Raw genomic sequence first — 12360 nt, forward strand, 5'->3', positions numbered from 1 at the left:
CCTACCACCGCCGTCGACGCCAACGATCCCTGTCCCGGTTGACCCCTATCGAGTACGAGACCATCATGACCCCACCGGCCAGTCAGGCCGCGTGACTGAAACTGTCACCTATCGGTGCAGCAGACCCCTCCGGTACCACCGGCACAGTTGGAGTGACCTCGACGAACGCGACGACCCGAGCTGGCTGCCCGCCACCGGGCAGTGGACCGAGAACGGGCGGATCACGCTTGACGTCGACGGGGTACGCGAGTTCGGCGACACGAACGCCTGACGCCACCGGGCACCCTGAAAACACATTCCGCCGCACTGTTACGCATTGAGCAGCGTCTCTGCGAAATGTTCCGGAAAACAATGCGTCGCGCCAGTGCGTCACTTAGGCTGCCGAACGACCACATCGACGGCCGCCTCTACGCCGTGCCGGCCCCCGCGACCACGCGCGACCGACGGCCCTCGCAACCGCCGACGCCGATTGGAGCATTCGATGACCTGGCGTCCCACCACCGCCACCCTGGCCGGTCTCTGCCTCGCGCTCAGCGCCGCACCCCTGCCCGCCGCTGCCGCCGCGTCCCCGCGCGCTGCGGATGTTAGCGCTCACGTCGCGCTGGCCAATCCGCCCGGCACACCGCCCGGCGCCTGCCCGACGGGGACCGGATACGGCCAGCCGCTGCCGGCCAGTTCCGTGACGGCCACGAAGATCCAGGGTGGATTCTCGTTCCTCGAAGGGCCGGTCTGGATCGCCGACGGCGGCTATCTGCTCTTCTCCGACATGGCCGCCGGCACCGGGCCGTACAACGTGCAGCCGTCCACGATCCGCCGCTTCACCCCGCCGGCGACCTTCGACACGTTCCTCGCCAACGCCGGCAGCAACGGTCTGGCGCTCAGCGCCGACGCCCAGCAGCTCATCGCGGCCACCCACGACCAGCGCACGGTGTCCGCGTACCGGCTCAGCGACCGGGCGCGCAGCACCGTCGCGGCGAACTACCAGGGCCGGGCGTTCAACTCGCCCAACGACGTCGCCGTCCGGTCGGACGGGGTCGTCTACTTCACCGACCCCAACTTCCAGCGCGGCAACCGCCCGGACCAGATGAGCGGACGTACCAGCGTCTTCCGCGTCTCCGGCGGCCAGGTGTCGCTTGTGGACGACCGGCTGCGCCAGCCCAACGGCATCGCGCTGTCGCCGGACGGCACCACCCTGTACGTGGGCGCCTACTCCGAGAACAAGATCTACAAGTACGCCGTCCAGCCCGACGGCAGCACCGGCGCCCGCAGCGTCTTCGTGAACTACGTGGGCGGCCCGGACGGCGGCACGATCGACTGCGCCGGAAACGTGTACTGGGCGTCCGGCTCGGACTCCCTGGTCCACGTCTACTCTCCCGCGGGCACCCAGCTCGGCACGATCCGATCCGGCAGCACGGGTACGACGAACGTGGCGTTCGGCGGCTCCGATCGGCAGACGCTCTTCGTCACCTCGGGCCCGAGGAACGACTCCGGCCTGTACAGCGTGCGACTGAACGTCCCCGGCTACCCGTACTGATCAGGACTTTCGGAAAGGGACGTCTCCCCCTCCTGCCCCGATCCACACGTACCCGGTCGCCGAGGGCTCGTGCAGCGGCATCGCGATCGTGCGGGACGTGCTCTACACCGCCTGCCTGCGCGGCAACCGGATGTACCGCGCGGTGATCAGCGGCAACACGCTCACCGATGTCCAGCAGTACTTCGTCGGCACGTACCTCCGGCTGCGCACCGTCGAGCCGCCCCTCGGCGACTAACACCCTCAGTCGAAGCCCTCGGGCAGGTGGATTCGCGCGGCCGGGATACCGGCAGCGCGCATCCGTCGCCGGGCACCGGCCAGCATCGCGGGCGGGCCGCAGACATACACGTCCTGGCCGGGTTGGTGAAGGTCAAGAGCGATGGTCAGGGCGTCGCCCCGCTCGGCCGGGGCGGCACCGGCGTCGTCGGAGAACGCCGGCACGATCGTCAGCCAGTCGTGGGCGCACTGCAGCTTGTCGAGACTGATCGAGTCGTACAGGTCGGTAAACCTGCGCGCGCCGACCACCAGCGTCACCCGCCGGCCGTCCGGTGCCGCGGCGACCTGTTCGACGAGGGCGCGCAGCGGCGCCAGCCCGGTGCCACCGGCGACGAGCAGCAGATCATCGGCGCGCGCCGCGTCGAGGCTGAGGCCGGTGTTCGCGGGTGGGCCGAGCCAGAGCAGCTCTCCGGGGCGTACCTCATGGACCAGGCGGTGGGAGACGGACCCGGCGGGCACGGCGCGGACGTGCAGCTCGACGGTGCCGTCCGCGCGCGGGGCGTTGGCCGGCGAAAGCCAGCGCCAGCTTCCCGGCAGGCGGGGTGTGCAGACCGGGACCGCCTGGCCTGGCTGGTAGGGCAGGCGACGCCAGGGACGTACCGTCAGGATGGCGATGTCGGGCGACGGCCGGTCGTGGCCGATCACCTGGACGTGCCACCAGGCCGGGCCGTCGCCGACCCGCGCGGCGGCGCGACGGATGGCGTTCGTGGCGCTTTCTACGGCCACTGTCCGCAGTGCTTCCGGCCGGTGGCGGGCGACCGTCGCGACCAGCGCGTCGCCGATGGCGGTGGCGTGCGGGAGCAGGTTGAAGCGACGGTACGCGCGGCCGAGCACCACGAGCAGCGCCGCCCGGTTTGCCGCGTCGTCATCGTCGACCACGAGGCGACCCAGCGCCGTGAAGAACAGGGCCGCGTCGCGCTGCGGGAGCAGACCGGGCCGGCGGTCTTCGAGGGTGCACCAGAAGTCGCCGGCCGCCCTCTCGTCGACCGTCGCCCAGGCGGCAGCGAGGTTCACGCGAGCGGGACAGGCGTCGTCGGTCGGGGTGGGCATACCGGCTCCAGGACGTTGACGGATCGAGTGGCACCGGGGCGGGCGGGGACGGAGCTGCGCCGTTGAGGGCCGGCACAGTTCCGGAGCCGGCACCCGCCCCGGGCCATGCGTCGACCATCGCGGTTGACCAGGTAGGACGGCATGCCACGGTGATCGTTGACGCCATGCGCGGCCCGCATGCGGCCGATCACGTCGATATCGAGTCGGGCAGACTGCGGGCATGACGGAGCGCCCGGTGCTGTATCTGGTCGTCTGCGCCGCAGGTCCGGCGGAACACATTCACGAGCTGGTCGACCTCCTGATCGCCGACGGGTGGCGGGTGTGCATGATCGTCAGCCCGACCGCGGCAGTGTGGCTCGACCGGGCGGCGTTGCAGGACAAGACCGGCTATCTCGTACGCGTCGAGTGGCGCATGCCCGGCGACCCCGAGCCGCACCCGCCGGCCGATGTGGTGGTGGCCGCACCGGTCACGTTCAACACGGTGACGAAGTGGGCGCTGGGCATCAACGACACCCTGGCACTCGGCGTGCTCAACGAGTCGCTGGGCGCTGGCCTACCGATCCTCGCCTTTCCGCACGTCAAGGCGGAGCTGGCGGCTCACCCCGCACATGAGGGTCACGTGGCGCTTCTGCGCGCCGCTGGCGTTGTCGTCGCTGACGGGAAGCCGCTGAACCCAACGCACGGGCCGGGGCGTTGGGACGTGGTCATTGAGGCGTTGCGCTCGGCCCGACCGTCCTAAGCCCTGCTGACACAGAAGCATCATCGATATACGCGCTACGTATACCGCATCCCCACCCAACGGGTTCAATGGATGGGTTCGATGGAGCGATCGGGACGGAGCCGCCGGTGACCCACGTAAACTGCCCCCGGTGCGGCGGACGGCTCGCCCGCGACAACGACACCGGCCGGTGTACGCCGTGCCAGGCCGCCGAACGCGACCGGTTGAGCGCACCACCGGTGGTGCCGGCAAGCTTCTGGGACCACGAGCCGGTGCGGCGAGCCCTGGCAGAGCGGCATCTGGGGCGAGTGATCCGGGCGTACCGCTGTCATCCGTACCACGGGCGGGTCGCTTTGCCGCAGACCGTGGTGGCAGGGTGGCTGGGCATCACGCAGGCGCAGTTGAGTCGGGTGGAGAACGGCCCCCCGCTCGTGCACCTGGACCGGCTGTCGCACTGGGCGCAGCTTCTTCGCGTGCCAGCGGAGAGTCTGTGGTTTCGTCTGCCTGATCGAGTGGCCGAGCAAGGCGTGCGGACAGCCGTGGCGGCTAACGTGGAGCGGGCACCAAACCAAGGGGGTGGCGCTACGGACCGTCGTCGCTTCAACGTACTGGCCGCACTGGCAGGCCTCGCCGCAGGCGGTCACACGTACCTGCTCGCAGGGCCCGATGAGGTGCCCAGGTACATCGGCATGGAACAGGTGCAGCTAGCGGGCAATCTGATTGACGATCTCCGGCGAGCAGATGCCCTAGCCGGCGCCGACCTGCTCTGCGACGTCGCGATCCACGCTCACACCAGGCTGTCAGCCTGGGCCGCACAGGCGAGCTACAGCAGAGAGGTCGGCGATGCGCTCCAAAGCGCACTGGCTGATCTCTCCATAGAGGCGGCTTGGCTCGCCATAGACGCCGAGCGTAGGTCGGAGGCAGGGCCGTACCTGAACGAGGCAATCACCCGTGCTCGAATCGCGGACGACCCGCGCGTCGAGGTGCGTGCCCTCACGCATCTGTCCCTGCTGATCCGCGAGAGTCAACCCGGTGAGTCGCTACACTGCGCCGAAGCGGCCCTACGTGTCTCCGCGGGTTGGGCTACGCCTCGACTCACCACATTGCTGCATCTGCGCCGGGCACACGCTTACGCCGTGCTCAGGGATGTGAGCGGATTCAACCGAGAGATGACCAAGGCCCGACGCGAGTTGGACCATGGCCCTCACGATGATGACCAGGGTTTCGTGCACTTCGTGAAAGCGCAGGAGGTTGTCGGGATCGAAGGGCTCTCGTACCTGGCCCTCGGCAGACCCGAGCGAGCCGTGCAGTCGTTGCGCGTGATCACCGCCAACCCGTCGCCTGGTCATCGACGGAACGAGGTCTACTACACGGTGCGGCTCGCGGAGGCGGCCTACCGGCAAGGCGACGTCAACGAGGCGGCAGGTGTCGCGCTGGACGTCTTGCCTGCCGTGCGCCAGATCAACTCGAAGCGAGTAACTCAGCATCTCGCACAGGTGCGCCGGGACCTGGCGGTGTCCCCGCAGGCGACCACGACAACCCGTCAGTTCGTCGAGGCCTACGACCGGGCGGTGGCTGTGTGATTGAGGACCTGCACCTTCGCCACCACAGCGCTGACGAGGCCAAGCGGGTTCTCGATCAACTGGTGGACCTCTACCTGGAGGTCTACCCGGATGACGGCGAGTTCCACAGCGAGGACCGCTACCGACGTCAACTCGACCTGCATATGCAGCGAGCTGGGTGGGAGATGGTCACCGCCACGATCAACGAGGCCTTGGTCGGCTACATCTATGGCTTCCCACTTCCTCCGCAGACACGGTGGTGGGAAGGCATCCACGAGCCTGCACCGCCCGGGTTCACCGATGAGAACGGGACGCGCACGTTCGCGCTCAGTGAGCTGTTGGTCCACCCCGCCTGGCGGCGTCAGGGCATCGCAGCAGCGCTGCATGACGCGCTAGTTCTGAGCCGGCCCGAGCGCCGAACGACACTCTTGGTTCGCTCCGACAATGATGTCGCTCAAAGGGCGTACGAAGCCTGGGGGTGGAGCAAAGTGACGAAGCTTCAGCCGCACTGGGAAGGGGCACCAATCTTCGATGTCCTGGTTCGCACTTCTGTGGATGTCGATTAGACGGAGTCACAAGTAGCGGGTCGCTGTCGCGGACCAGACACATCGAGAATCAAGGCCTGTCGCAGTACTACCCCGGAACGGGATCACGGCTACGGTGCCAGGATGACGGATCTTGAGCGGGGCGTCTACGAGCACCTGATCACCGGTGAGCTAGCCACCCGCCTCCAGCACGTTGACCCCGCCCTGATCCAGCACCACAAGCTCGACCCGGCCGACGCGCACCTCACGCTCGCCCGCCACATCGCCACCCTGGCAGCGAGAGCCCTGCAAGCCGTCCCGAGCAGCTACGACAAGCTCCACCACCAGGTCGAGATGGCGAACCAGATCGCCGACGCCATCGCCACCCTGAGCCCAAAGGCAGCGACAGAACAAGACCAGGTGACCGACGCCAAGCACCTGCTCCACGCCATCGCCGCCCCACCAACCCCGCCGGCGCTACCAGCCTTCCCGCAGCGCCCGACCACTCCCCTCTCCACCGGCGCGCTGCTGGTCAACGGCCGTCACCAGCCCCGGATCGGCCACGAGGTCAACCACGAGATGGCCTCCGCCGAGAGCGTCGACCTGCTCTGCGCGTTTATCAAGTGGTACGGCCTGCGCGTCGTCGAACCGGCCATCCGTGAGCTGATCGCCAGAGGCGGCAGGGTCCGCGTCATCACCACCACCTACCTGGGCGCGACGGATCAGCGAGCGCTCGACCGGCTCAATGAACTGGGCGCCGAGATCAAGGTGTCGTACGAGACGAGGACCACCCGGCTGCACGCCAAGGCATGGCTGTTCCGTCGGTCCAACGGCACCACCACCGCGTACGTTGGCTCGTCGAATTTGTCGAAGACCGCGCTGGTGGACGGCGTCGAGTGGAACGTCCGCATCTCGAACATCGAGCAGCCGCACGTCATCGACACGTTCACGGCGACGTTCGAGGATTACTGGAACGACCCGGCGTTCGAGGACTACGACGCGGACCGAGACGCCGAGCGGCTGCGGCACGCGCTCACCGGGGAGCGACGCGACCAGGCCCCGACCGAGATATCGAACCTGGACGTGCGCCCGTACCCGTATCAGGCGGAGATCCTGGCCGACCTGGACGCGGAGCGCCTGGTGCACGGGCGCTGGCGCAATCTGGTGGTGATGGCGACCGGCACCGGCAAGACCGTCGTCGCCGCTCTCGACTATCGCCGGCTGCATCGCGCGGGCAGGGCGGACTCGCTGCTCTTCGTGGCCCACCAGGAGCAAATCCTCCGGCAGAGCCTGTCGACGTTCCGGCAGGTCATGGGCGACGGCAGCTTCGGCGAGACGCTTGTCGCGGGCGAGAAGCCGAACGGCTGGAAGCATGTCTTCGCCTCCATCCAGTCGCTGCACCGCCGGGAGGTCGACCCCGAGGCGTACGACATGGTGATCGTGGACGAGTTCCACCACGCGGAAGCGCCGACGTACACGCGGCTGTTGGAGCGGCTGCGTCCCCGCGTACTCCTGGGGCTGACGGCGACCCCCGACCGGGCCGACGGCGGCGACGTGCGCCGGTGGTTCGACGGCCGGGCGGCCGTTGAGCTGCACCTGTGGGACGCGTTGGAGCGGCAGTTGTTGGCGCCGTTCCAGTATTTCGGGCTGCACGACGACGTCGATCTGTCGCACCTCGCCTGGAGGCGCGGCCAGGGCTACGACCCGGCGGAGCTGGACGTCGTCTACACAGGCAACCACGCGCGGGCGCGGTCGGTGCTGCGCGCGGTCAGCGACAAGGTGGACGTCGGGCGGATGCGGGCGCTGGGGTTCTGCGTGAGCATCGGGCACGCCGAGTTCATGGCCGACTGGTTCAGGACGCACGGCGTCGAGGCGGCGGCGGTGACCTCGCGGGCCGGCACCGACCGGGCCGGGTTGTTGCGGGACTTCAAGGCCGGCAAGCTGCGGGTGCTCTTCACCGTGGACCTGTTCAACGAGGGCGTCGACCTGCCGATGGTCGACACGATCCTGATGCTGCGGCCCACCGAGAGCGCCACGATCTTCCTGCAACAGCTCGGCCGTGGTCTGCGCCTGGACGACGACAAACCCTGCCTCACGGTGCTCGACTTCATCGGCGGGCAGCACGCCAACTTCCGCTTCGACCTGCGCTGGCGTGCCCTGACCGGGGTGAGCCGGCGGGCCATCACCGAGGCGGTCCGGGACGACTTTCCGAGCCTGCCGAGCGGTTGCCACGTCGAGCTGGACCGGGTGGCGAAGGAGGTGGTGCTCGCCAACCTGAAGTCGGCGCTGCCCACCTCGAAGACCGGTCTGGTCTCCGAGCTGCGGCAGCTCGGCGACGTCAGCCTGGCGACGTTCCTGCGCGAGACCGGTCTGGAGATCGAGGATGTGTACCGATCCGCCAGCGTCGGCGGCTGGGCGGGACTGCGTCGGCTCGCCGGCATCGAGACGTCCACGCCCGGCCCGGATGACCGGGAGCTGGGTCGGGCCATCGGGCGGATGCTGCACACCGACGACATCGACCGGCTGGAACTGCTGACCCGGGTCGCGGCCGGACCGCCCGCGCCAGGCCAGCAGATGTACGCGGGCAACAGCCGGCTGCTGGACATGCTGCACTTCAGCCTCTGGGGGCCGAACGCACCCCTGACGACACGTGACGAGCGGCTGGCGCGGCTGTGGAAGGAGCCGGCGCGCTGCGCCGAGTTGCGGCAGATCGCCGACGTGTTGCGGGACCGCATCCATCGGGTCACGCCGCCCGTGGCAGCGGGTGCGGTGCCGTTGCGGGTGCACGCCCGGTACAGCCGCAACGAGGCGTGCGGCGCCTTCGGGATGACCAACCCGGGCTCGCTGCGCGAGGGGGTGAAGTGGCTGCCCGACGCCGGTGCGGACCTGTTCTTCGTCACCCTCGTCAAGTCCGAGGCGCACTACTCCCCCACCACCATGTACGCCGACCGCGCCATCACCGACACGCTGTTCCAGTGGGAGTCGCAGAGCACCACCTCGGCGGCGTCGGCTACCGGGCGGCGCTACACGTCGGGCGGCTCGACCGTGCACCTCTTCGTCCGGGAGACCCGGATCGCCGACCGCGACCTGGGCGCGCCCCCGTACCTCTACGCCGGCACCATGACGTACGAGTCGCACACCGGCGACCGGCCCATGCGCATTCTGTGGCAGCTCCAGCACGCCCTACCCGCCGACGTCTACGCCACCGCCCGGACGATCGCCGCCTAGCCTCGGCCGGTCAGACCTCGACGGCAACAACGTCGAGGCCGTCTGCCACGTCCCCCGAGTGATCCCGCGTTAGGTTGCCACCATGGAGCAGCGAATCAGTCTGGTCACCCTGGGCGTCACGGACGTGGCACGGGCGAAGGCGTTCTATGAGCAGCTCGGCTGGCGGGGTCAGGAGGTCGAGGAGACGGTCTTCTTCCAGGCCGGAGGGCTGGCCTTGGTGTTGTGGGGCCGGGACAAGCTGGCCGACGACGCCGGCATTCAGGGCACGGGTACGGGCGCGATCAGCCTGGCCCAGAATGTCCGTTCGCGGGAGGAGGTCGACGAGGTGATCGCCACCGCGAGCAGGGCCGGGGCCGAGGTGACCCAACGGGCGCGGGAGACGTTCTACGGCGGCTACGCCGGCTACTTCACCGACCCGGACGGCCACCTGTGGGAGATCGCCTGGAATCCGGGCTTCCAGCTTGGCCCGGACGGCACCCTGACCGTCCCCGACTTCAACGCCACCAGCTGACGGGAACACAGCGGACCAAGCAGACTCACGCCGCGGCGGGCGGGCACAGCAGCCCACCCACCAGCGGGAGCTGACGGGGGTCCAGGCACACCGTCAACAGCGTGGAGTCGGACGGGGACGGCGTCGAGCTCGGCGTGACCGATGGGCTGGGCGTTGGGGACGCTGGCGTGGGCGAGACGGTGGGCGTCGGGCCGGGGATCGGCACCGACGGGGGCGACGGTACGGCGGATGGAGCCGGAGTCGCCGGGCGGGCCGCCCGGACGAACGGCCGGGCCGGCGCACTCGGCGTCGGACGCTCCACCACCCCGGCCGAAGGCCGTACCGGCACCGCTGCCACGGCCGGCCCGATCGGGTAGGCCGGACCGCCAGGCAGAACGGGCCCGCCAGGCAGAACCGGGCCGGTGGGGCGCGCCGGCATCTGGACCCGCACGGCCGCCGCCACGTCCACCACCGGAATCGCCTCCACCGGATGCCCGTCCCGTTCCGCCCCGAAGGCACCGGGTCCCAGGGTCGCGATGACCGCCGCCGTGACGGCGGCGACGACGGTGACCCGGCGGTCCGGGCGTACCGCCGTCGGCGGTGTCTCGTCCGGCCCGACCAGCGGCAGCGGTGTGGGCCGGGCATCCTGGTGGGCCGACATCAGCGCGTCGACGTGGGCGGTGAGGGCGGCGCGGTCGCTGGTGGCCGCGAGGGTGAGGTAGAAGCGGAAGTTCACCACCGCGCTGGCCGGCACCAACAGCCCGGACAGTCGACTGTGGCCGGGCAGCAGGGTGACCGGCACGTCGGGGTGGTGGGCTGCGCCGACCAGGTCGGCGTACCGCCACTCGCGCCGGTGCTCGCGGCCGGCGAAGGCCACCCGGCGGCTGGTCACGACGGCCATGCCGGCGTCGACGACTCGCAGGCCCACCGGCAGGGAGCCGCCGGGCGTCTCGGTGAAGGCGCACGGGCCGGGCGTGGGCAGCCCGGGAATGTGTCGCGCCTCGGCCTCGACCAGCTCGGCGGCGGGGACGACGCGGAAGACGAGCTCGTCGTGGTCGAGGTCCACCGGGAGGCCGGTGCGTGGCTGCGTACACCCGAGGAAGCCGGCGGCTTCGATGCGGAGCCGGACCAGGTGGTCGTTGCGGCGCAGCCAGGCGTCGGTGGCGTCGCGGTACGCGCGCCGACGCCTGTCGTTCTCGCGCTCGGCCCAGGCGATCCGCCACGGGGACGATGCCAGTGAGGTCACGGTCACACGCGGTACAACCGCTCATGTACGTGACAGGCAACGCGGACGCGATCGATACTCCCCTTTGGTCCGTAAGGAGAGATTTGACGGACACCATGGCCGGCGCCGCGCGGTTAGTCTGCGCGGGTCTCCGGCGGCCGAGGAGTTTCGTGATGCTCGATGACATGCGCGTGCTGCGTGACGCGGTACGCGGGTACCGTGTCGCGGCGACAGCCGCCGGCCTCGACTGGCCCGGCGAGATCGAGTCACCGACCGAGCAGCCACCCGAGCAGGTCCGCCGGATCTTCGACGTGGATCATGTCGCGGAGCAACTGTGCTGGTTGCAGTCGCAGCGCTGGCCCCACCGGCGGTTGCTGCCGAACGCCGGATGGCGGATGCCCTGGCCGGAGGACGCGGACGCGCTCGACTACCTGGGGCTGTCGATCGCCACGCCGTTCCCCTGGCGGCAGCAGCTTCCGCTGTTCCACTTCGATTTCGCGCTCTTCACGTTCGTCCTCGCGGGCGAGCACGAGGGCGAGGTCTGGCGCTACGAGATCTCCCCGGACGCATGGGACTCGGTCCGTGCCGCGCCCAGCCTGGCCACGCTCTTCGACCAGTGGACCAGGGGCATCACCACCGGGGCGATCACCTACGACGGGAGCAGCGGGTGGCTCGTGGTCGAGGAGCCGGGCCTCGCGCCCGGCCTCGACCCGCTGGCCTTTCCGGTGGCCCCGATCGAGGAGACGCTGCTGCGGGCGCGGCAGCGCGAATGCGGCGTGGACATGACCGCCGTCGAGGACGGTTTCGAGTACAACGAGAAGTTGCTCGACGCCATCGACGCCGCCAAGGCGTCGCTCGCCCGGTAGTCGCCGGGGTCAGCCGGCCCGCCGCCGGTACGGCAGCGGCCCCTCGGCCGGGAACCGCGACTGGATCCTCGGCGGGTACGCCTCGCAGTGCGCGGCCCACTGCTCGGCGGCGACAGCGAGGTGATCCGCCGAGACGGTGAGGACCAGCGGGTAGACGGCGGTGACCGGGCGGCGCATCCACGGCGGCAGCGACTCGGCGGAGAACTCGACAGTCAACTCCAGCCGCCGGCGGCGGATCACCCGGGTCCGTAGGGCCAGGTTGGGTTCGGTGAAGCGGACCGTCGCCGGCGGTGAGTCGGGCCCGAGCGCCGCCGACGCCTGCCCGTGCAGCCAGCCGCCGAGCGCGCGGGCCTCCTCGACCATGAGGCTCGGGTAGTGGTGCGACCAGGTCTGACCGTCGGGGGTGCGGGCGTCCACCTCGATGAGCAGCCAGTCGTGCCAGCCGGGCGTGGCCCCGTCGGGGTCGTCGGGCGGGTCGATGCCGGGCTGGTAGCCGACGGGGCGGATCCGCACCCGAGCGCCATCGTCAGACCGGATCTCCACTCGATCATTCTGGCGGAGCGAAGCGGACTTGTGGTCCCAAATCGGTCACTTGGTGATGGTCCGCCGTACGCCCTCGTGGTCGGCGCAGGCGTTGGATCGGCCGCCGGCCAGGCTGACCGAGCCATCTCGGCACTGCACAAGGTAACCGCGTCCCGCCCAGAACTGCGGTACGCAGTCGAACCAGTCGCACACCTCGACGGCCGGCCGGCGGATGCGGGTGCCGCCGCAGAAGTCGTACCCCAGCGGATTGACCGGCGCGCCGCAGCGCGGATCGCGCGTCGTGGTGGGCGACGGGCGCGGCGCCTTCGTCGGCTTCGGCGATGTGCGGGGCGGCGGGGCCGCCGGGT

The 12360-nt window shown here is 70.0% G+C and carries 12 protein-coding genes and 1 pseudogene; 9 read left to right on the plus strand and 4 right to left on the minus strand.

The window, feature by feature from the left end; all coding sequences use genetic code 11:
* Positions 1–91 precede the first annotated feature (91 nt).
* From FHG89_RS29870 to FHG89_RS34020, 3 genes are all read left to right on the plus strand, one after another.
* The gene (locus FHG89_RS29870) at positions 92–271 is read left to right on the plus strand and encodes a hypothetical protein (protein WP_208761158.1); all 180 of its coding nucleotides are present in this window, start codon (positions 92–94) and stop codon (positions 269–271) included.
* Between the two features lie 210 nt (positions 272–481).
* Positions 482–1534, plus strand: coding sequence for an SMP-30/gluconolactonase/LRE family protein (locus tag FHG89_RS29875; RefSeq protein ID WP_139587730.1), 1053 nt, complete (start codon positions 482–484; stop codon positions 1532–1534).
* Between the two features lie 88 nt (positions 1535–1622).
* A complete protein-coding gene (locus FHG89_RS34020) occupies positions 1623–1769 on the plus strand; it encodes a hypothetical protein (RefSeq protein ID WP_244295991.1) in 147 nt (48 codons plus the stop codon).
* A gap of 5 nt (positions 1770–1774) precedes the next feature.
* On the opposite strand, the gene FHG89_RS29885 is transcribed toward FHG89_RS34020, so the two are convergent.
* Positions 1775–2857, minus strand: coding sequence for an FAD-binding oxidoreductase (locus FHG89_RS29885; RefSeq protein WP_167517564.1), 1083 nt, complete (start codon positions 2855–2857; stop codon positions 1775–1777).
* Between the two features lie 220 nt (positions 2858–3077).
* Between FHG89_RS29885 and FHG89_RS29890 the strand changes: the two genes are divergently transcribed.
* From FHG89_RS29890 to FHG89_RS29910, 5 genes are all read left to right on the plus strand, one after another.
* Positions 3078–3596 carry a flavoprotein gene (locus FHG89_RS29890; RefSeq protein ID WP_139587731.1) on the plus strand — a complete coding sequence of 173 codons (519 nt, stop codon included), beginning with the start codon at positions 3078–3080 and terminating at the stop codon, positions 3594–3596.
* A gap of 107 nt (positions 3597–3703) precedes the next feature.
* Positions 3704–5158 (plus strand): helix-turn-helix domain-containing protein, encoded by a 1455-nt coding sequence (locus tag FHG89_RS34025; RefSeq protein ID WP_244295992.1) that lies wholly within the window; start codon positions 3704–3706, stop codon positions 5156–5158.
* The gene (locus FHG89_RS29900) at positions 5155–5703 is read left to right on the plus strand and encodes a GNAT family N-acetyltransferase (RefSeq protein WP_139587732.1); all 549 of its coding nucleotides are present in this window, start codon (positions 5155–5157) and stop codon (positions 5701–5703) included. Before FHG89_RS34025 ends, FHG89_RS29900 begins: the two co-directional genes overlap by 4 nt.
* A gap of 102 nt (positions 5704–5805) precedes the next feature.
* On the plus strand, positions 5806–8889 hold the full coding sequence (locus FHG89_RS29905) for a DEAD/DEAH box helicase (RefSeq protein WP_139587733.1): 3084 nt from the start codon (positions 5806–5808) through the stop codon (positions 8887–8889).
* An 82-nt stretch (positions 8890–8971) separates the two neighbouring features.
* Positions 8972–9400, plus strand: a complete 429-nt coding sequence (locus FHG89_RS29910; protein ID WP_139587734.1) for a VOC family protein — start codon at positions 8972–8974, stop codon at positions 9398–9400.
* A 25-nt stretch (positions 9401–9425) separates the two neighbouring features.
* Here FHG89_RS29910 and FHG89_RS29915 read toward each other — a convergent pair whose 3' ends face one another.
* Positions 9426–10625 (minus strand): hypothetical protein, encoded by a 1200-nt coding sequence (locus FHG89_RS29915; RefSeq protein ID WP_139587735.1) that lies wholly within the window; start codon positions 10623–10625, stop codon positions 9426–9428.
* A gap of 152 nt (positions 10626–10777) precedes the next feature.
* Between FHG89_RS29915 and FHG89_RS29920 the strand changes: the two genes are divergently transcribed.
* The gene (locus tag FHG89_RS29920; RefSeq protein ID WP_139587736.1) at positions 10778–11470 is read left to right on the plus strand and encodes a hypothetical protein; all 693 of its coding nucleotides are present in this window, start codon (positions 10778–10780) and stop codon (positions 11468–11470) included.
* Positions 11471–11479: 9 nt separating this feature from the next.
* On the opposite strand, the gene FHG89_RS29925 is transcribed toward FHG89_RS29920, so the two are convergent.
* Both FHG89_RS29925 and FHG89_RS29930 read right to left on the minus strand, forming a co-directional pair.
* Positions 11480–12013 (minus strand): WapI family immunity protein, encoded by a 534-nt coding sequence (locus tag FHG89_RS29925; protein ID WP_139587737.1) that lies wholly within the window; start codon positions 12011–12013, stop codon positions 11480–11482.
* A 45-nt stretch (positions 12014–12058) separates the two neighbouring features.
* Positions 12059–12360: pseudogene (locus FHG89_RS29930) on the minus strand (hypothetical protein); the annotation flags it as partial.

The organism is Micromonospora orduensis (assembly GCF_006228125.1).
GTDB lineage: Bacteria > Actinomycetota > Actinomycetes > Mycobacteriales > Micromonosporaceae > Micromonospora > Micromonospora orduensis.

What these genes read in the sequence shown, in the direction of transcription:
- FHG89_RS29875 (WP_139587730.1), top strand. Translation starts at nt 482, where the DNA reads ATGACCTGGCGTCCCACCACCGCCACCCTGGCCGGTCTCTGCCTCGCG.
- FHG89_RS29885 (WP_167517564.1), bottom strand. Translation starts at nt 2,857, where the DNA reads ATGCCCACCCCGACCGACGACGCCTGTCCCGCTCGCGTGAACCTCGCT.
- FHG89_RS29890 (WP_139587731.1), top strand. Translation starts at nt 3,078, where the DNA reads ATGACGGAGCGCCCGGTGCTGTATCTGGTCGTCTGCGCCGCAGGTCCG.
- FHG89_RS29905 (WP_139587733.1), top strand. Translation starts at nt 5,806, where the DNA reads ATGACGGATCTTGAGCGGGGCGTCTACGAGCACCTGATCACCGGTGAG.
- FHG89_RS29910 (WP_139587734.1), top strand. Translation starts at nt 8,972, where the DNA reads ATGGAGCAGCGAATCAGTCTGGTCACCCTGGGCGTCACGGACGTGGCA.
- FHG89_RS29920 (WP_139587736.1), top strand. Translation starts at nt 10,778, where the DNA reads ATGCTCGATGACATGCGCGTGCTGCGTGACGCGGTACGCGGGTACCGT.